The organism is Tabrizicola caldifontis (genome assembly GCF_004762095.1).
Lineage (GTDB): Bacteria > Pseudomonadota > Alphaproteobacteria > Rhodobacterales > Rhodobacteraceae > Tabrizicola > Tabrizicola caldifontis.
The window spans coordinates 129,385-147,475 of the sequence record NZ_SIJH01000007.1 but is presented as its reverse complement, the minus strand read 5'-3'; the positions used below and the strand labels follow the sequence as shown (position 1 = coordinate 147,475).

19 protein-coding genes are annotated in these 18,091 nt (G+C 66.7%); 6 read left to right on the top strand and 13 right to left on the bottom strand.

Annotation, left to right across the window (positions count from 1 at the left end; all coding sequences use genetic code 11):
* Positions 1–175: 175 nt before the first annotated feature.
* From EYB42_RS07740 to EYB42_RS07725, 4 genes are all read right to left on the bottom strand, one after another.
* Positions 176–2,200 (bottom strand): NADPH-dependent 2,4-dienoyl-CoA reductase, encoded by a 2,025-nt coding sequence (locus EYB42_RS07740; RefSeq protein WP_135449343.1) that lies wholly within the window; start codon positions 2,198–2,200, stop codon positions 176–178.
* Between the two features lie 196 nt (positions 2,201–2,396).
* The gene (locus EYB42_RS07735; RefSeq protein WP_135449341.1) at positions 2,397–3,053 is read right to left on the bottom strand and encodes an HAD family hydrolase; all 657 of its coding nucleotides are present in this window, start codon (positions 3,051–3,053) and stop codon (positions 2,397–2,399) included.
* Positions 3,050–3,610 carry a 16S rRNA (guanine(966)-N(2))-methyltransferase RsmD gene (gene rsmD / locus EYB42_RS07730; protein ID WP_135449339.1) on the bottom strand — a complete coding sequence of 187 codons (561 nt, stop codon included), beginning with the start codon at positions 3,608–3,610 and terminating at the stop codon, positions 3,050–3,052. Before rsmD ends, EYB42_RS07735 begins: the two co-directional genes overlap by 4 nt.
* On the bottom strand, positions 3,607–4,809 hold the full coding sequence (locus EYB42_RS07725; RefSeq protein ID WP_135449337.1) for an NAD(P)/FAD-dependent oxidoreductase: 1,203 nt from the start codon (positions 4,807–4,809) through the stop codon (positions 3,607–3,609). Before EYB42_RS07725 ends, rsmD begins: the two co-directional genes overlap by 4 nt.
* 88 nt (positions 4,810–4,897) lie before the next feature.
* On the opposite strand from EYB42_RS07725, the gene EYB42_RS07720 reads away from it, so the two are divergent.
* Complete coding sequence (locus EYB42_RS07720; RefSeq protein WP_135449334.1) at positions 4,898–5,383, top strand: peroxiredoxin; 486 nt, start codon at positions 4,898–4,900, stop codon at positions 5,381–5,383.
* A gap of 93 nt (positions 5,384–5,476) precedes the next feature.
* On the opposite strand, the gene EYB42_RS07715 is transcribed toward EYB42_RS07720, so the two are convergent.
* From EYB42_RS07715 to EYB42_RS07700, 4 genes are all read right to left on the bottom strand, one after another.
* Positions 5,477–5,842 carry a 4a-hydroxytetrahydrobiopterin dehydratase gene (locus tag EYB42_RS07715; protein ID WP_135449333.1) on the bottom strand — a complete coding sequence of 122 codons (366 nt, stop codon included), beginning with the start codon at positions 5,840–5,842 and terminating at the stop codon, positions 5,477–5,479.
* A gap of 76 nt (positions 5,843–5,918) precedes the next feature.
* On the bottom strand, positions 5,919–7,076 hold the full coding sequence (locus EYB42_RS07710) for a GNAT family N-acetyltransferase (RefSeq protein WP_135449331.1): 1,158 nt from the start codon (positions 7,074–7,076) through the stop codon (positions 5,919–5,921).
* Positions 7,077–7,171: 95 nt separating this feature from the next.
* Positions 7,172–7,945 carry a glycerophosphodiester phosphodiesterase family protein gene (locus EYB42_RS07705; protein WP_135449329.1) on the bottom strand — a complete coding sequence of 258 codons (774 nt, stop codon included), beginning with the start codon at positions 7,943–7,945 and terminating at the stop codon, positions 7,172–7,174.
* On the bottom strand, positions 7,942–8,403 hold the full coding sequence (locus tag EYB42_RS07700; RefSeq protein WP_135449327.1) for a RidA family protein: 462 nt from the start codon (positions 8,401–8,403) through the stop codon (positions 7,942–7,944). Before EYB42_RS07700 ends, EYB42_RS07705 begins: the two co-directional genes overlap by 4 nt.
* Before the next feature lie 139 nt (positions 8,404–8,542).
* Here EYB42_RS07700 and EYB42_RS07695 point away from each other — a divergent pair, with 139 nt between their 5' ends.
* Positions 8,543–9,397: an SH3 domain-containing protein gene (locus tag EYB42_RS07695; RefSeq protein WP_135449325.1), complete on the top strand. Its 855-nt coding sequence runs from the start codon at positions 8,543–8,545 to the stop codon at positions 9,395–9,397.
* 80 nt (positions 9,398–9,477) lie between these two features.
* Here the strand turns inward: EYB42_RS07695 and EYB42_RS07690 are convergent, their stop codons facing one another.
* Positions 9,478–10,050 (bottom strand): GNAT family N-acetyltransferase, encoded by a 573-nt coding sequence (locus EYB42_RS07690; RefSeq protein WP_167850962.1) that lies wholly within the window; start codon positions 10,048–10,050, stop codon positions 9,478–9,480.
* 146 nt (positions 10,051–10,196) lie between these two features.
* Here EYB42_RS07690 and EYB42_RS07685 point away from each other — a divergent pair, with 146 nt between their 5' ends.
* Entirely contained in the window at positions 10,197–10,550 is a 354-nt protein-coding gene (locus EYB42_RS07685; protein ID WP_135449321.1) for a cupin domain-containing protein, read from the top strand.
* 138 nt (positions 10,551–10,688) lie between these two features.
* Here the strand turns inward: EYB42_RS07685 and EYB42_RS07680 are convergent, their stop codons facing one another.
* The 4 genes from EYB42_RS07680 to puuE all read right to left on the bottom strand — a co-directional run bounded on the left by EYB42_RS07680 (position 10,689) and on the right by puuE (position 14,932).
* Complete coding sequence (locus EYB42_RS07680; protein ID WP_394346488.1) at positions 10,689–12,029, bottom strand: uracil-xanthine permease family protein; 1,341 nt, start codon at positions 12,027–12,029, stop codon at positions 10,689–10,691.
* A gap of 83 nt (positions 12,030–12,112) precedes the next feature.
* Entirely contained in the window at positions 12,113–12,589 is a 477-nt protein-coding gene (locus EYB42_RS07675) for an ureidoglycolate lyase (RefSeq protein ID WP_135449319.1), read from the bottom strand.
* Positions 12,590–12,677: 88 nt separating this feature from the next.
* Positions 12,678–13,520, bottom strand: coding sequence for a bifunctional allantoicase/(S)-ureidoglycine aminohydrolase (locus EYB42_RS07670; protein WP_135449318.1), 843 nt, complete (start codon positions 13,518–13,520; stop codon positions 12,678–12,680).
* On the bottom strand, positions 13,517–14,932 hold the full coding sequence (gene puuE / locus EYB42_RS07665; RefSeq protein WP_135449315.1) for an allantoinase PuuE: 1,416 nt from the start codon (positions 14,930–14,932) through the stop codon (positions 13,517–13,519). Before puuE ends, EYB42_RS07670 begins: the two co-directional genes overlap by 4 nt.
* A gap of 138 nt (positions 14,933–15,070) precedes the next feature.
* On the opposite strand from puuE, the gene uraH reads away from it, so the two are divergent.
* From uraH to EYB42_RS07650, 3 genes are all read left to right on the top strand, one after another.
* Positions 15,071–15,424: a hydroxyisourate hydrolase gene (uraH, locus tag EYB42_RS07660; RefSeq protein ID WP_135449313.1), complete on the top strand. Its 354-nt coding sequence runs from the start codon at positions 15,071–15,073 to the stop codon at positions 15,422–15,424.
* Between the two features lie 224 nt (positions 15,425–15,648).
* Positions 15,649–17,031 (top strand): DUF2125 domain-containing protein, encoded by a 1,383-nt coding sequence (locus tag EYB42_RS07655; protein WP_167850961.1) that lies wholly within the window; start codon positions 15,649–15,651, stop codon positions 17,029–17,031.
* 67 nt (positions 17,032–17,098) lie between these two features.
* The gene (locus EYB42_RS07650; RefSeq protein ID WP_167850960.1) at positions 17,099–18,091 is read left to right on the top strand and encodes a phosphatase PAP2 family protein; all 993 of its coding nucleotides are present in this window, start codon (positions 17,099–17,101) and stop codon (positions 18,089–18,091) included.

Genomic DNA, 18,091 nt, shown 5'->3' with positions numbered 1-18,091 from the left:
TCCGGGGTAATGTCAGGGATCGTTGATGGCAGAGAAACCCGGCCCCTCTTCTCGCGCGACGCGACGGTGTGCCGGCGCAACCGAACCGGTGCGAAAGGCATGCAGGCCGAACGCCAGGATCGACTGGAAAGCCCCGGCAACAGGTGAGGCCGCGGGGGGCATCGCCCCGCCCGCGCTACAGGCGCGCGGCCAGGCGCGCGGCCTGATCGATCGCGCGCTTTGCGTCCAGCTCGGCGGCCACATCCGCCCCGCCGATCAGGTGGTGGCGAAGGCCGCGCCGGTGCAGTTCTGCACTGAGCCCGCGTTCGGGTTCCTGCCCGGCGCAAAGCACCACGGCATCGACCTCGAGCAGTTCCTGTCGCGTGCGGTCCGCACCTTGGCTGATCCACAGGCCTTCGGGGGTGATCCTTTCGTAGTTCACTCCGCCGCGCATCCTGACCCGTTTCATGGCGAGGCTGGCGCGGTGGATCCAGCCGGTGGTCTTGCCAAGCTGCCGGCCAGGCTTTTCCGCCTTGCGCTGCAGCAGATGCACCTCGCGCGCGGCAGGGTGCGGGTGCGGGCCGTCCGGATCCAGCCCGCCCCGTGCGTCCCATGGTGCGGCCACGCCCCATTCCCGCCGCCAGAGCGCGGGGTCCAGCGTGGGGCTGGGGCCTTCCTGCACAAGCGTTTCGGCCACGTCGAAGCCGATGCCACCCGCGCCGATGATGGCCACGCGGCGGCCCGGATCGGCACCGTTCAGGATGTCGATGTAGCTGAAGACGCGCGCGCCCGGTTCCACGGGAATCCCGGGATCGCGCGGAATGACGCCGGTTGCGACCACCACCTCGTCGAAGCCGGACAGATCGTCGGCCGTGGCCTGGGCGCCGAGGCGCAGGGTGATCCCGGGCTGGCGAAGCATAGTCGCGAACCAGGCGACGAGGCCGTGGAATTCCTCCTTCCCCGGCACGCGCCTTGCAAGGTTCAGCTGGCCCCCGACTTCGGGCGACCGCTCGAACAGGGTGACATCGTGGCCCCGTCCGGCCGCGACGATGGCGGCCATCATTCCGGCCGGGCCGGCGCCAACCACGGCAATGCGTTTCGCCACGGGGGCGGGGGGATAGGTCAGCTCTGTCTCGTGGCAGGCACGAGGATTGACGAGGCAAGAGGTCAGCCGACCCGAGAAGGTGTGGTCGAGGCAGGCCTGATTGCAGGCGATGCAGGGTGCGATTTCCGCCGCGCGACCGCTGGCGGCCTTGGCGACGAACTCTGCATCGGCAAGCCACGGCCGGGCCATGGACACCATGTCGGCCATGCCCTCGGCCAGCAGACGTTCGGCCAGATCGGGCGTGTTGATCCGGTTCGAGGTGATGACGGGAATGCCGACCTCGGGGCGGAGGCGTGCGGTGAGGTGGGCAAAGGCCGCGCGTGGAACCGAGGTGGCGATGGTGGGCACCCGTGCCTCGTGCCAGCCGATGCCGGTGTTCAGGACAGTTGCCCCCGCCCCCTCGATCGCCTTTGCCAGTTGCACCACCTCGTCCCAGGTCGAGCCGTCGGGAATCAGATCGATCAGCGAGATCCGGTAGATCAGGATCGCCTCGGGCCCCAGGGCTATGCGCACCCTGCGCACGACTTCGACCGGCAGGCGCATCCGGTTGGCATAGGTTCCGCCCCAGCGGTCGCTGCGGCGGTTGGTGTGGGCGACGAGGAACTGGTTCAGGAAATAGCCCTCGGATCCCATGACCTCTACCCCGTCATAGCCCGCCGCGATGGCACGGGCGGCGGCCGTTGCGATGTCGGCGATCTGCTTCTCGATTCCCGCTTCGTCCAGTTCGCGCGGGGGGAAGGGAGAGATGGGGGACTTGATCGCCGAAGGCGCCACGCAGTCCTTGCCATAGGCATAGCGCCCGGCGTGCAGGATCTGCATGACGATGTGCCCGCCCTCGGCATGGACGGCATCCGTCACCCGGCGGTGGTTGGCGATGTCCCGATCCGTGAACAGGCCAGCCGCACCCGGAAAGACCCCGCCCTCGCGGTTCGGGGCCATGCCGCCGGTGACGATCAGGCCCGCCCCGCCTTTCGCCCGCGCGGCGTAGAAGGCTGCGATGCGGCCCCAGTCACCGGTTTCCTCTAGCCCCGTATGCATCGAGCCCATCAGGCTGCGGTTGCGCAAGGTGATGGTGCCCAGGGTGATGGGGGACAGAAGGTTGGGGTAGCTGGACATGGCGGCCTCTTGTTTGTTGGCAGAATGGCCGGGCGCGCAGGCCTTGTCACCCGCAACGCCGCGTCACGGGCGGCAGTGGAACCGTGCGGATGGAGCTGCCGCGGATCCTGTTGGCGAGGGCAACCCTGTATCTTGACGGGTTCACGGGGGGCGCTGCCCCCCGATCCCCCAGGGATATTTGGGCAGAGAGGAAGGATCAGAGGTCAAGAAGGGCGGGCAGGTCGGCCATGCGGTGGAAGAGGGGCAGGCCAAGGCCGATCAATCCGCGCGCCGGCGGGGTGTCGGGTCCATGGGGGGCGAAGCCCAGGCAGGGGATGCCGGCGGCCAGTGCGGCCATGGCACCCGAGGGGCTGTCCTCGATCACCACGCAGGCGGCAGGCGGGGCGCCACAGGCGGCGGCTGCGGCGAGATAGACATCGGGGGCGGGTTTCGGGCGACCGATCGCCTGACCCGACAGCACGGCGCGGAACCGTGGGATCAGCCCGTGCTGGCCCAGGCTGATCCGCATCTTTTCAGGCGGGCCGTTCGAGCCGACGGCATAGGGAATGCCTCCCGCGTCGAGCCTGTCGAAGATGTCGAGGATGCCGGGGGTGAGAGGGGTGCCCCGGCGTAGCACCGCATACATCCGGGCGTAGAAAGCCTGCACCCAATCGTCGGGCAGCCGTGCCCCGGCGGCGCGGGCGCGGGTGGCCACCGTCTCGATCGTGCCGCCGATGTAGTCGGATTCCAGCTGATGACGGGTCAGCACCAGGCCGTGCGCGGCAAAGTCTGCGATCATCAGGTCGAAGGTCAGGCCTTCGCTGTCGGCGATCACCCCGTCGCAGTCGAACAGCACGGCAGCGGGGCGGTTCATGCGGTAGCCTTCAACAGCGTCACAACAGTATCGCCATAGCGCCGCTGGTCGAAGGGCGCAAAACCGGCGGGTGCAGCCGGGATGGTGCCCTCTTCCCAGACAATCACGGCACCGGGTGCCAGCCAGCCGCCTGCCAGCGCCGAGGCAAGCGCCGCCTCGCCCAGCCCCTTGCCATAGGGGGGATCAAGGAAGACCAGCGTGAAGGGCGCGCCGGGATTTGGCGGCAGGCGGGTGGCGTTCAGGCGCAGGATGCGGGTTTCACCTTCGGCGCGCATCTTTGCGACATTGGCTTTCAAAAGCGCCTGCGCCCGGGTGCCGTCATCGACGAAGGTCACCTCTGCGGCGCCGCGGCTGAGAGCCTCAAGCCCCAGGGCGCCGGTGCCGGCGAAGAGATCCAGCACCCGCGCGCCCGACACCGGATTGCCATGGGCGTTGATCAGCAGGTTGAAGATCGCCTCGCGCACCCGGTCCGAGGTCGGGCGCAGGTGTGCGGCCGGGTCGCCTTCGCCGACATCGGCCAGTTTCAGGCCGCGCCGGGTGCCGCCGATGATCCTCATCCCTTCAGCAGCGCCTTCAGGTCGGGGGTCGCCGTGATCACCTCGGGCGCGGGGGATTTGCCGGCTTCGATCAGCCGCTTGCCGACCATGTAGGCGCGGGCGTCGTTCATCGCATCCACCGCCAGAAGCGTTGCGCCACGGTAATACCAGAAGCTGACCGCATCGCCTTCGCCCCGCCGGGTGACGATGTGATCGTAGCCGGTGTTCAGGCCCGCGATCTGAAGCTTCAGGTCATACTGGTCCGACCAGAACCACGGTTTCGCGAGGTAGGGTTCGTTCGCGCCCAGCATGTTCGCGGCGACAGCTTCCGCCATGTCTATGGCGTTGCCGACCGATTCCAGCCGCAGCCTGCCGCTGCCCCATGGGAACGAGGCGCAATCCCCCGCTGCCCAGATCGCGGGGTCGGAGGTGCGGCCAAGGGCGTCGGTGGCGATGCCATTTTCGATGGCCAGGCCTGCCGCCTCGGCCAGCTGGGTGTTGGGGGTGATGCCGACGCCGACGATCACGAAATCGGCCGGCAGCACGCGGCCGTCAGCCAACCGGGCGCCGGTGACGCGCGAGGTGCCCTCCAGCCGGTCAAGGCCCGTCGATTCGAGGATGGTCACCCCGTGCGACTGGTGCAGGGCACGGATATGGGCGCTGGTCTCGGGCGCGGCCACCCGCTGCAGGATCCGGGGGGCCATTTCCAGCACGGTAACCTGAAGCCCGAGCTTCGAGGCCACCGCTGCCGCCTCAAGCCCGATATAGCCGCCGCCGACGATGATGACCTTGCGGCCGGCGTGGAATTCGGGCCGCATGGCATCGACATCGGCCAGGGTGCGCACGGTGAAGACGCCGTCCAGTCCGCCGCCGATCGCCATGGGAAGGCGGCGTGGCGTGGCGCCGGTGGTCAGCGCAAGCTGGTCGTAGGAGAGAGCTTCGCCTGCGACCGTGACCGTGCGCGCCGCAGCGTCGATGGCAGTCACCGGCTGGCCGAGGCGCAGGTCGATCCGGTTCTCGGCCCAGAATTCGGGCGCGCGCAGCCACAGACGGTCCTCGCCGATTTCACCCAGCAGATAGGCCTTGGAAAGAGGCGGTCGCTGATAGGGCGGCGCGGGTTCGTCGCCCAGCATCACGATCTCGCCCGCGTGGCCCTGCGCCCGCAGTTTCGCGGCCAGGGCTGCCCCGGCCTGTCCGGCGCCAACGATCACGATCCGCATTGCGCTACCCCTCTGGAACGTCCTGCGGCGGACCCTATAACCCACCGGGCAACGGGCGCAACGCGCAGCTTGACGAAAGGACATCAGAATGACGATTGCAGTGGGCTCCAGGTTGCCCGAAGCCACGCTTCTGCAGATGGGCGATGGCGGGGCGGAGTCGGTGAAGCTGTCCGAGCGGCTGAAGGGCCGCAAGGTGGTGATCTTCGGTCTGCCGGGGGCCTATACCGGCACATGTTCGACCGCGCATGTCCCAAGCTTCATCCGCGCTGCGAAGGCCTTTGCCGACAAGGGCGTGGACGAGATCATCTGCATTTCCGTGAATGATCCCTTCGTGATGAAGGCCTGGGGCGAGGCGACGGGGGCGACGGCGGCGGGAATCACCATGCTGGCGGACGCGGATTCCAGCTTCACGAAGGCCATCGGCATGGCTTTCGACGTGCCGCACCTGGGGTTCTTCGCGCGGTCCAGGCGCTATTCGGCACTGGTCGAGGATGGCGTCGTGACCCGCTTCAACCCGGAGCCCGGGACAGGGTGCGAAATTTCCGCGGGCGAACATCTGTTGGCGCAGCTCTAGCGGCGACGTTTGCCTTCGTTCTTGTTCGACTTCGTCCCCGTGTCAGCGTCCGGCCTGCGAGGGGACGAAGTCTTCGAAGAGCGGCCATCACTCTCAGGCCTGGCGCGTTCGGGCCTGGCACAGGCTGGTTACGGGTTCGCCGTGGTCGCGCTGGATTTCCGCCTCGGGGGCGAAACGGTCCATGACGCGGGCGAGGTCGATGTCAAGGCGGGACAGGCCCCGGCAGTCATGCGTGGTCAGCGTGACATCGACGACGTTGTAGACATTTCGCCATTCCGGGTGATGGTTCAGCCTTTCCGCCGCCAGCGCCGCGCGCGACATGAAGCCCCAGGCTTCGGAAAAGCTGCGGAATTTCCAGATCTTGCGGATTGCGTCGCGCCCCGGCACGGCGGCCCAGCCGGTTTCTGCGAGGGGCGGCAGCTGTGTCGCACGGTCTTCCGGTGACAGGAGGTCGGCCATGGTCTTGTCCTTTCTCGCAACGGCGGAGCCGGGTGGCTGCCCGGCCCCTGATGGGTGAAGGAGAGGCTGCCTGACCCTAATCCCGCGCCTCGCAGCGGCGGAAGGGGCCATAGGCGGTCAGCACCTCGATTTCCTGCCCCACAGCGCGCCGTTCCGCCTGCAGGTAGCGCGCGACGGCGGCGCGGAAGCCGGGATCGGCGATCCAGTGAAGCGAATGGGTCTCGACCGGCAGATAGCCGCGCGCAAGCTTGTGTTCACCCTGGGCCCCGGCCTCGACCCGGCTCAGGCGATGGGCGATGGCCCAGTCGATCGCCTGATAATAGCACAATTCGAAATGCAGGCAGGGGTGATCCTCGATGCAGCCCCAGTAACGGCCGAAAAGCGTATCGCGGCCGATGAAGTTGAGCGCACCTGCCACGGGCCGGTCGCCGTTGCAGGCAAGGATCAGCAGCATGTCGTCGCGCATGGTATCGTGAAAGGCGGTGAAGGCCGCGCGCGTCAGGTAGGGCCGGCCCCATTTCCGGCTGCCGGTGTCCTGGTAGAAGGCCCAGAAGGCATCCCAATGCCGCGGCTCGATCTGGTCGCCGGTCAGCGCGCGGATCGTCAGGCCCGAGGCGCGGGCGGTTTCGCGTTCCTTGCGGATCATCTTGCGCTTGCGGCTGGCAAGGTCCGACAGGAAATCTTCGAAGCTGGCGTAACCCCGGTTCTCCCAGTGAAATTGCTGGGTGATGCGGTGCAAGGTTCCCTCGATGCCTTCCAGGGCGTTGGCCTCTTCTGCAGTGCAGAAGGTTGCGTGGAGCGAGGACAGCCCGTTCTGGGCGGTGATGCCGATGGCGGCGCGAAGAAGCGTCTCACGGTATTCATCCGGCCCAAGGAAGCGACGCCCGGTGGCCGGGGTGAAGGGAACGGCGATCTGCAGTTTCGGATAGTAACGGCCACCCGCCCGTTCCAGTGCGTCGGCCCAGCCGTGATCGAAGATGTATTCTCCCTGGCTGTGGGTCTTGACGTAAATCGGCGCGGCGGCAAGGAGCCTTGCGCCCTCGCGCAGGACCAGGGGCCGTGCCTGCCAGCCCGTGCCGGGGCCCGTCGAGCCGGAACTTTCCAGCGCCGAAAGGAAGCGGTGGGTGGTAAAGGGGTCGATCGGGCGGCCGGTCGCCTGTTCCGGGGCTGCCAGCGCGTCCCAGTCGGGGGCGGCGATCCCGGTCAGGCTGTCGAGAAGGGTCAGGTCGGCCATCGGAGCTTTCGCAGCTGGTGCAGGCCCGGCGGTTTGCACCCCCGGACCCCCGCAGAGTATTTCGTAAGGAGCAACTGTGTCGGGGCGGCGCCGCGTCAAGCGGGCAGCGGTGCCGCGTATCCCTCGAAGGTCACATTGTCGGCAATGGTTCGGGCCTTTGCCTCGTCCTCCGGCGAACGGATCGTCCAGCACAGGATCACCGCGCCCTGTGCTTTCAACTCGGACACGCGCGGTCGGTTCAGATCGTGTGCCTCGTGACTGATGAAACTTGATCCGGTCGCGTCATAATCGGGAATTTCGCGCAGCCGGGCGCAGGTGTCGGCCGGCAGTGGCGCCCAGTCGTCGGGATCGTAGGCCGAGGTGGTCAGCCCGCGCGGCAGGTGTGGGGCCAGGCGCGACATGTGGGCGACCGAGGCGGGGTTGAAGGACATCAGCGCAACCGGGCCGGCATACCCCTTCAGCGCATCGGCTGTGGCGGCCTCCAGCCGTCCGTCGGTCGGCCCCATGGTCAGGGACTGGTCCTTGATCTCGATCAGCAGGGGCACCCGGCCGTCGATCTGTGCCAGAACCTGCGCCAATGTGGGGATCGTATCGGTCGAGCCCTTCAATCGGACATGCCCGAGTTCGGCAGCCGTGCGCGCATTGACCGGCCCGGTCTCGTCCGTCAGGCGGTCGAGGGTTTCATCGTGGAAGACCATCGCCTCCCCGTCCTTCGACAGTTGCAGGTCGATCTCGATCCCGTAGCCTGCTGCCACCGCCGCCGCTACGGCAGCGGGCGAGTTCTCGATCCGCCCTGCGGCAGTGTCGTGCAGCGCGCGGTGCGCGATGGGCAGGCGAAGGAAGCCGTCCGGCAGGGGGACGCGGGTCATTTCAGCTCGAAGATCGCTTCGATTTCGACCGCGACCCCAAGGGGCAGGGATGCGGCCGAAACGGCCGATCGGGCATGGCGGCCGGCATCGCCCAGAACCGCGACAAGGAAGTCCGAGGCGCCATTGATCACCTTGGGCTGGTCGGTGAAATCGGGGGTGGAGTTGACGAAGCCCACCAGCTTCACCGCGCGCGACAGCCGGTTCCAGTCGCCGCCCAAGGCCTTTTTCAACTGCGCAAGCAGCGAGATGGCGCAGCGTCTGGCGGCCTCGGCCCCCTGTTCGAACGAAAGATCCTCACCCAGGCGCCCCTTGATCAGGCCGTTCTCGTTCTGGCTGATCTGGCCGGAGATGTGGACAAGGTTCCCGGTCTGCACGAAGGGCACATAGTTCGCGGCAGGCGCGGGGGCGTCGGGCAGGGTTACGCCAAGTTCGGCGAGGCGCTGTTCGATCGGGTGCATGGGAGTAATCCCTTCGGTTCGGGCGGACGTTAGCCCCTGGCGGGGGGTGGGGCAAGGGGCGGGCACGACGGCGGTGCTTGCGTGCTTGCGCTGTGGTATAAGGGCTAGTGAGAGTACAGCATGAGCCGAGGAGTTGCCGATGCCTGATCTGCGCCGCCGCCGTTTCACCTGGTTATCCTCACTCATATTCGGGGCGCTAATTGCCTTGCAGCCGATGCTTGCAGACCGGGCACAGGCCCAGGTCTCGGAACGCGCCGAGCCGGTGACCGGCCCTGGAATCGTGACCATTGGCAACATCGCGACCAATGCAAGGGTCAACCTGCGCGCCGGGCCCTCGGTGCTGTTTCCCGTCGTCGGTTCCCTGGGATATGGAACGCGGGTGAACAAGGGCCTTTGCATTGGCGGCGGCAGCGCACGGTGGTGCGAGGTCTCGACCCTGGACGGCAAGCTGTCCGGCTATGTCTCTGGCCGCTTCCTGGTAGAGGGCGCTGCCCCTCCCACGGATGATGATCTGGCCGGTGGGCCGGACTATTGGGTGGTCAGGGGGCTGGGCAACAACGAACGTCTGGGCGTTCGCCTTGAGCCGCGGCCGGGTTCGGAGGTGCTGGCGACCCTGCGGAATGGCGAGATCGTGCGGAACCTCGGGTGCAGGAACAGCGGCGCGTCGCGCTGGTGCAGGATCCGTTCGACCATAGGCATGGACGTGACAGGCTGGGTGAACGCCCGCTTCCTGCGCGAATCGGCTGCACCCGGTGGCGGCGGTGGCGCCGGGCCCGACTTCTATGTGGTGCGGGGTCTTCCGGCGGGTGACACGCTGAACGTGAGGACACGGCCATCGACCCAGGCCGAGGTCATCGCGCGGCTGTCCGAAGGGGTGCGGGTGCGCAACCTGGGCTGCGAGCAATCGGGCCAGACCCGCTGGTGCCGTATCCGCACCACCAGCGGGGTAGAGGTCACCGGCTGGGTGAACGCCCGTTACCTGCGCGAGAAGTAGGCCGACGCCGGGCCTCGGGCCCGGCGCGATCGTCTCTGACTTGGCCACTCCTCGCGTGTTGCGCGGATGGAAAGGCGAGGTCAGAGCGGTCGCGTGAAAAGGATCCACTCTGTCGCATCGACCTGCCAGTCCTCGCGAACCACGGGCCGGCGGGCTACTTCGTTATAGCCCTTGGCGCGGTACAGGCGGAGGGCGTCAAGGTGCGTGTCCTCGGCAATCAGGCTTATCGTGCTGCGCCCGGCCTCGCGGGCGATGTCTTCGGCCCGGGCGAGCAGCGCAGAAGCAAGCCCCCTGCCGCGGAACTGCGGATAGGTGGCCAGCACGTTCAGATACCACGAGCCGGGCGCCAGCGCCTCGAGCTCCAGCAGCGGCACGAAGATCGCCGGGGTGCCGGGATCGATCGGTTCGGGTTCGTCGGCGGCGGGATAGCCCAGAAGGCAGGCCGCGACCTCGCCCTCGACCTCGGCCAGCCAGGCGTTCCGGTAGGAAAAATTACCACTGTCGCGCGCGGCACGTTCGCGGCCGAAGGCGATTGGATCTGCCCCCGGACCGGCGGACTTCTTCCAGAAATGCAGGGGCAGGTCGTCGGCCGCCATGTTGATGAAGCGCACCAGATGCTCGGCGTCGGACGCCTTGGCTTCGCGGATCAGCATGGAACCCTCTTCCGTCATCCCTGATGCCCCGGATGAAGCAGACCGCCGCCAGCACCGCAAGGCGAAAACCGCCGGGAAATGGCGCATGCCGCACTTGCCTGCCCGATCTTGCGATCCTACCAAGGGTCACTGACAGGGAGAAACCCATGACCGACACCGTATTCCGCCTGCCCGCCCCCGGCCCCGAGCCGATGACGACCGATCTGGAAGGCTGGGTGAAGACCGAGGGCGCGCCCAGCATGAAGACCTGGGTGCAGCACACTTCGGCCGATGGCAGCGTGATCAGCGGCACCTGGGAAGCGACGGTCGGCACCTGGCATGCCACCTACAGGTTCTACGAATTCGTGCACCTGATCGAGGGGCAGATCACCATCACCCCGGACGGGGGCCAGCCGGTCACGATGCGGCCGGGCGATGCCTTCGTGGTGGAACCGGGTTTCAAGGGAACCTGGACCATCGAGGCGCCGGTGCGGAAGCATTTCTGCATCAAGCTGAAATAGTCCCGCAGCCCGGTGCCCGCGCCGGACCCCGGGGAAGGTGCCGCAGGGCGCGCGGGGGCGGGGATCAGTCGCCCGGATCTTCTGGCAGCGCAAGGTTCAGCCCGATGGCGATTGCCGCCGCGGGCAGAAGGCCCGAACTCAGCAGGATCTGCGCCGTGCGGCCATGTGTTGCAGTGCCTCGGGCACCTGTTGCAGGCCCAGGCTGACCGAAAGGGCGGTGCCGAAGATCACCATGTTCCTGCGGTTCCAGCGAACCTCGGACAGCATCTTGACGCCGGCTGCGCAGACCATGCCGAACATGACCACCACGCCGCCGCCAAGAACGTTGATCGGCACGGTGTTGATTGCGGCGCCGATCTTCGGCACCAGGCCGCACAGGATCAGGAACAGTGCGCCGATGGTGACGACGTGGCGGCTCATCACCCCCGTCATGGCGACAAGGCCGACATTCTGGCTGAACGAGGTGTTCGGCAGCGCACCAAACACCCCGGCAAGTGTCGAACCCGCACCATCGGCAAAGGTCGCGCCCTGTATCTCGCGGTCGGTCGCCTCGCGTCCTGCGCCGCCCCTGGTTATGCCCGAGACATCGCCCACCGTCTCGATTGCCGAGACCACGGCCATGAAACACATGCCGATGACGATGGCCGCGTTCAGCTCGAAGCCCCAGCGAAAGGGGTTCGGCAGGGCGAAGACACCGGCACGCTCGACCGCGGCAAAGCTGACCTGGCCCATGGCCAGCGCCACGACATAGCCCACCAGGATGCCGACAAGCACGGCTGCCACGGCCAGGAAACCCCGTGTGAAGAACTTGAGCGCCAGCGTCACAAGGATCACCACCACTGCGGGCAGCCACTGGTCGAAGCGGCCAAAGCTGATGGTTGACCAGTCAACCTCGGTTCCGGCGGCCCTGGCTTCGGCGATGGCGTGCATGCCGGCCTCCATCGCCGGGACACCGCCTGCGGCATACTGAATGCCGACCTTCACCAGTGCGAGGCCGATCATCAGCACGATCAGGCCGGTGACAAGCGGCGGCAGGGCATGGCGGATGCGTCCGACGATGAAGCCTAGGCAGAAATGGAACAGGCCGCCCAGCACGACGCCCGTCATCAGGCCCGCAAGCCCCGCCGTGCCCAGACCGGCGACGGCGGGAACCATCACCGGCACGAAGGCGAAAGAGGTGCCCTGCACGATGGGAAGGCGCGCGCCGACTGGCCCGATGCCGATGGTCTGCAACAGGGTGGCGACGCCGGCAAACAGCATCGACATCTGGATCATGTAGGTCATGTCCGGGAATCCCAGCGCCGCCTGATCGGACCCGAAGCCGATGCCAGCCGCGCCGCAGACGATGATCGCGGGGGTCACGTTCGAAACAAACATCGCCAGCACATGCTGGATGCCCAGCGGCACGGCCTGTGCAAGCGGCGGCAGATAGTCGGGGTCGCGCAGCTGCTCTGGCGTTCCGATTGCGGCAGCGGTCATTCGGTCTGTCCTTTCCCTCGGGGCATTCATGTTCGTGCCGTCTTCGCCCTGCCCTGGGGTGCGATCCGGTCAGACGGGCCGAATCACGGGGCAACCACCATCCAGGGTTGGGTGTAACGGTATTCCTCCAGGTTCGGGGTCGGTCCGATCCGGTCGATCACGGCAAAAAGGCCGGGGGCGTGAAGGGGCGTCAGCACGCCGTGCCAGGTGCCCCGGTGCAGGTTGATGCCCTGCGCGCCGTTCGTGAGGAAGGCGCGCGGTTCTGCCTGGGGATCGGGCGCGACGATGACGAGGAAGGGGTGTTGGGTCATCGGCAGGAAGGCCTGCGACCCGTCGGGATGGCGTTCGATCAGGTCGAAGACGTAAGGCATCGCCCTGGGTTCGGCGTCGAAGATCGAAATGCCTGCCCGGCCGTCCGCGCCGAAGTCGAGCTTCGCGCGGTCGTGGTGGCGGCGGCAGAGACCGTTGTTGATCAGGCGGAAGTCGCCCGAGGGCTCCAGCACATCGCCAAAGGGGGCGAAGGCTGCGGCGGTCAGGGGTTCGGTGCGGATGACGCTCATCCCAGGCTCCTCGTACGATTTGGGCTTCGCCTCGCCGGGGGGCGCGGGATCGCCCGCGAGGAAAGCCGAAGGCAACGACGTGCCGTCTTCACCGCAGGGCCCCGAAGGCGCCGGGCCCGCGCAGTTTCGCGTGGCGGTTCACGTCCTTGTAGAGGAGATAGCGGAAGCGCCCCGGGCCGGCGGCATAGCAGGCCTGCGGGCAGTAGGCGCGCAGCCACATGAAATCGCCGGCCTCGACCTCGACCCAGTCGCGGTTCAGCTTGTAGACCGCCTTGCCTTCCAGGACGTAGAGGCCGTGCTCCATGACATGCGTCTCCTCGAAGGGGATCGTGCCGCCCGGCTGGAAGGTGACGATGTTGACATGCGCGTCATGGCGCAGGTCGTCGGGTTCGACGAAGCGTGTGGTGCCCCAGCGGTCCGCGGTATCGGGCATCCAGCGGATCGGCACGTCGCGTTCGTTGATCACGATTGGGTCGGGCGCTGGCAGGCCGGGGACGGGTTCGTAAAGCTTGCGCAGCCAGTGGAAGCGGGCCGGGCCGCTGCCTTCGGCAAGCAGCGTCCAGGCCGTGGCGGCAGGGATGTAGGCGTAGCTGCCTGCCTCCATCTCGTATCCGGTCCCGCCGATGGTCAGGGTGGCCAGGCCTTCCGTGAAGAACAGCCAGTGCTCCGCGCCGGTCTCGCGGTCGGGCGCGTCCGAACCGCCCCCGGGTGCAACCTCCATCACATACTGGCTGAAGGTCTCGGCAAAGCCCGTCATGGGCCGCGCGATGAGCCACAGGCGGGTGCGCTCCCAGCCTGGAAGGAAGCTGGTCACGATGTCGGAAAAGCAGCCGCGCGGGATGAAGGCATAGGCCTCGGTGAAGACCGCGCGCTGGGTCATCAGCTGGCTTTGCGGCGGCAGGCCGCCGGGGGGGGCGAAATAGCCGGTCATGGAAGCTGGTCCTTCAGGCGCAGTTCGGCGATGCGTTCCACCTGGGCGCAGGCGGTGACGAATTCGGTGGCGGTGTCGTTGCCGATGCGGGTTTCGAAGGCCTGCAATATGCTGGCCTTGGTGTTGTCGCGCACGGCGATGATGAAGGGGAAGCCGTGCTTGGCCACATACGCCTCGTTCAGCCGCTGGAAGCGGCTGCGCTCGTCGTCGGTCAGTGCGTCGAGGGCGGCGCTGGCCTGTTCGGCACTTGACTCCGGCGTCAGGCGTTTCGCGGCGGCGAGCTTCCCGGCAAGGTCCGGGTGGGCGCGCAGGACGCCCAGCCGTTCCTCGGGCGAGGCCGATCGGAAGACGCGCGCCAGCGCGTTGTGCAGGCCCGCCGCGCTGTCATGCGCTGGGCCGAGTTCCAGGTCGAAGGCGCGGTCCGCGATCCAGGGGGAATGTTCAAAGATGCTGCCGAACCGTTCGATGAAGCGTTCACGCGACATTTGCGAGGGCCGCTCGAACCGCCTGTGCGGATGGGTCGCCCGCCAGTGGTCGGCAATGTCGATCCGGCGGGCGAACCAGACGCCGGAATGGCCGCGCGCGTAGTCGAGAAAGCGCCTCAGTCCGGCAATCCTGCCGGGGCGGCCGATCAGACGGCAGTGCAGGCCGATCGAGAACATCTTCGCCGCACCCGCCGCGCCTTCGGCGTAAAGCGTATCGAATGTGTCCTTCAGATACTGGAAGAACTGTTCGCCCGTGATGTAGCCCGGCGCGGTGGCAAAGCGCATGTCGTTGGCTTCCAGCGTGTAGGGGATTACCAGTTGGTCGTGATCCCCGAACTCGCGCCAGTAGGGCAGGTCGTCGTCATAGCTGTCGGAAATCCAGGCCAGCCGCCGGGTTTCGGCCGCAAGCCTGACGGTGTTCATGCTGCACCGGCCCGTATACCAGCCCTGCGGCGGGTGGCCCACGACTTCCTCGTGCAGACGGAAGCTTTCGGCAATCTGGGCGGCCTCCACCTCCTCGGGCATGTCGCGGTGATCGACCCATTTCAGGCCATGGCTGGCGATTTCCCACCCCGCGGCCTTCATCGCGGCCACCTGTTCGGGGTTGCGCGCCAGTGCCGAGGTCACGCCGTAGACTGTGACAGGGATCTGCAATCCGGTGAACAGCCGGTGCAGCCGCCAGAACCCGGCCCGCGCGCCGTAGTCGTAAAGCGATTCCATGTTCCAGTGCCGCTGGCCCGGCCAGGGCTGGGCACCTGCGATGTCGGACAGGAAGGCCTCGGACTGGGCGTCGCCGTGCAGCAGGCAGTTCTCGCCGCCTTCCTCGTAATTCAGCACCAGAGAGATGGCGATCTTCGCGCCACCGGGCCATGCAGCATCGGGCGGGTTAGGTCCGTAGCCGCGGAAATCTCGAGGGTAGCGGTTCAAGGGGCACCTCCTGTCGCAACGAGATTAGGCCAGAGTGGCAACAGATACTTTCAGCATTTCACGAAAGGTCATTTGCGTGCAATGCAGGGTCGCGGGCTCACCGCTTTCATGCTGTGATGGGCGCAAACGGAGGAAGTTATGGGACGGCTGTCGACGCATGTGCTGGATACCGCGCGGGGAACGCCCGCAGCCGGGGTGAGGATCGCGCTTTACCGTCTGTCCGGGCAGGAACGCCACAAGCTGAAGGAGGTCGTCACCAATTCCGACGGGCGCACCGATGGCCCACTGCTGGAGGGGGCCGATCTGACGGCGGGCGGCTATGAGCTGGTCTTCTCGGCAGGCGACTACCTGCGGGCCAGCGGGCAGGCGGGCGAAGGAGTCCTGTTCCTGGACGAAATCCCGATCCGCGTCGGTGTGGCGGATGCAGGCCAGCACTATCACGTTCCGCTGCTGATTTCGCCCTTCGGCTATTCGACCTACCGGGGGTCATGACCCTTGTCGACCGATACCCGGGAAGTGGTCGTGAAAGGGTCACTTGCGGTTCGACCCCAGACAGGGTTTGGTAATGGGGTCGCCTGCTTCGGTTAAAGGAGAACCGCATGTTTCTTAGAACGACTTCATTTGCTGTCCCGGCATTTGCATTTCTCATGGGTGGGACCGCCCACGCTGCATTGACGGCGGATCAGGTCTGGCAATCCTGGCAGGATGCAGCCGCCATGGTCGGCCTGGAGGTCAAGGCCGCCACCGAGAACAAGGATGGCGGCAAGCTTACGCTGAACGGAATTTCCATCGCACCCCCCGGCGGCCCCGCGTTCACGATTTCCGACATGGTGCTGACCGAGGCCGGGGACGGATCGGTTTCGATCGTGCCTGGCGCCGACATCGGGGCAGAATGGTCCGACCACGGCAGCGGGTCTTTCAAGCTGGTCCATGAAGGCCTGGCGCTGACTGCCCGCCAGGACGGCAATGGCCTGGTCTACGATTTCGGCGCGGACAAGCTGGATGTCGTCTACGATACCGTCACGCCGGGCTATTCCTTCGACGAGACACCCGCGCAGGACGTGAAATCTGCGGGCACCTTCGGCTTTGCTGGTCTTGCCGGCAGCTATTCCGACAGGCCGGGTGCCAACCGCAACTTCGGACTGACGCTGAAGGCCGACAAGCTGGCCTACGAGACGGCGGTGGATGACCCGATGATGCAGATGAAGCAGACCACGAAAAGCGAAACCGACGGGGTCGAGCTGACGCTGGGCCTGACCCTGCCGGCATCGGTTTCGCTGGCTGCGGCCAATGAGCCTTCCGTCTTCGGCGCGGCCTTGCAGGACGGTCTGGCGCTGACAGTGACCACAAGGCAGGGCGACTCGAATGGCTCGATGAGCCAGGAAAGCCCGGACTTCCCGATGAACATGGCCATCAAGGCCGGTGGGGGCGATGCATCACTCATGTTCAACAAGGACACCTTCGACATCCAGTCCTCCGGGGCCGGGCTTGAGCTGGACGTGACCTCGGATGCCATGCCGACCCCGGTCAGGGTGACCTCGGGACCGATCCGGTTCGGCCTGACCTCACCGGTGATCGCGACCGAAACGGCGGGCGAGTACGGGCTTGTGATGAAGCTGAGCCAGTTCAGCGTGAACGAGGAAGCCTGGGCGCTGATCGACCCTGCCGGTGCGCTGAAGCGGGATGCCGCGGATCTGGCTGTCGATATCACGGGCAAGACCAAACTCGACTTCATCGGGATGATCGAGGCCAGCGAAAAGGGCACCGAGCCGCCCGTTCCGGCGCTGGAGACGCTGAACATCACCGAGCTTGGCCTGAAGGTCGCGGGCGCGGCGCTGGCCGGGACCGGGGCCTTCACCTTCGACAACTCGATGGGCATTCCGATGCCCCTCGGCGAGGCGAATGTCTCGATCACCGGGGCCAACGCGCTGATCGACGGGCTGATCGCGGCAGGCCTGATGGCCGATGAAGACGCGATGGGTGCGCGGATGATGATGGGGGCCTTCATGTCTCCCGGCGCGAACCCGGACGAACTGACCTCGAAGATCGAGGCCAAGGAAGGCTTCGAGCTCTACGTCAACGGCCAGCGCATCCAGTAAGCGCGACCCTTGCGGTCGGCGTGCGGGGTTCCGTGCGCCGGCCGATCCCCATGCAGGAACGGCGTTCTTGGACCCTGTCATGCAGCATGTGCGCAAGTGGGCCGCGGCACGGCATCTGATGCCCGGCAGTGCTGCGCTTCTGTGTCTGCTGGTCTCTTGCCTGATCGTGGCGGTTCTGCTGGCGGTCGGGCCGACCTTTCTTGATCCACGCGGGCCGCTTTCGACCATGACGGCTGTCGCCGTTCTGGTCGGGCTTGTCGTCCTGGTCCTGTGGCGTTTCGACCATGACCATCCGGTCGCCTCGCGACTGATCCTGCTTGCATCCGGCCTGGCCTTCCTGATCCTTGCCTGGGACGTCATCCGGCTTCTGAACCACACCACGATGGCCCTGGCCTTGCCTTTGGCCGATGAGCTTCTGGCCCGCTGGGACGCGGCGCTGGGGCTCGACTGGCCAGCCTATTTCGACTGGGTCGGCTCAAGTCCGCTGTGGCGCGGACTTATGGCGCAGTCCTATACCTCGCTGACCTTTCTCAGCCTGTTGGCCTATCTGCTGCTGTGCCTGTTCTCGCACCCCCGTCGTTCGATCTATTTTCTCGAGACCTTCACCTTCACGGCCGTCTTCTGCACGCTCTCGGGGGCGCTGTTTCCGGCCCGCGCCGCCGTGGACTATTATCTTGGCGCCGGTGCCGACCTTTCCGCCTTTCCGCTGGAGCCGGGGCTATACCACCTGACCTCGCTGGAGCGCCTGCGCAGCGGTGCGCCGGTCGAACTGGTGCTGGGAAACCTGCCGGGGCTGGTCACCTTCCCGTCTTTCCATACGGCGGCGAGGCTGTTGATGGTCGCCGCGACCTGGCGAAGCTGGCTGGTGATTCCGACGGCGCTTTACGCGGCGGTGATGATCGCCTCGACCCCGGTCTATGGCGGCCATTACTTCATCGACCTCGTGGCCGGGGCGGTGGTGGCACTGGCAATCGCCTGGGCCTGGGCGCGGCACCCGAAGAATGTAGGGATCTTCGGGCCGGTCAGGGTCGCGGCGCCGCTTCGAGACGAGCGGCAGTGA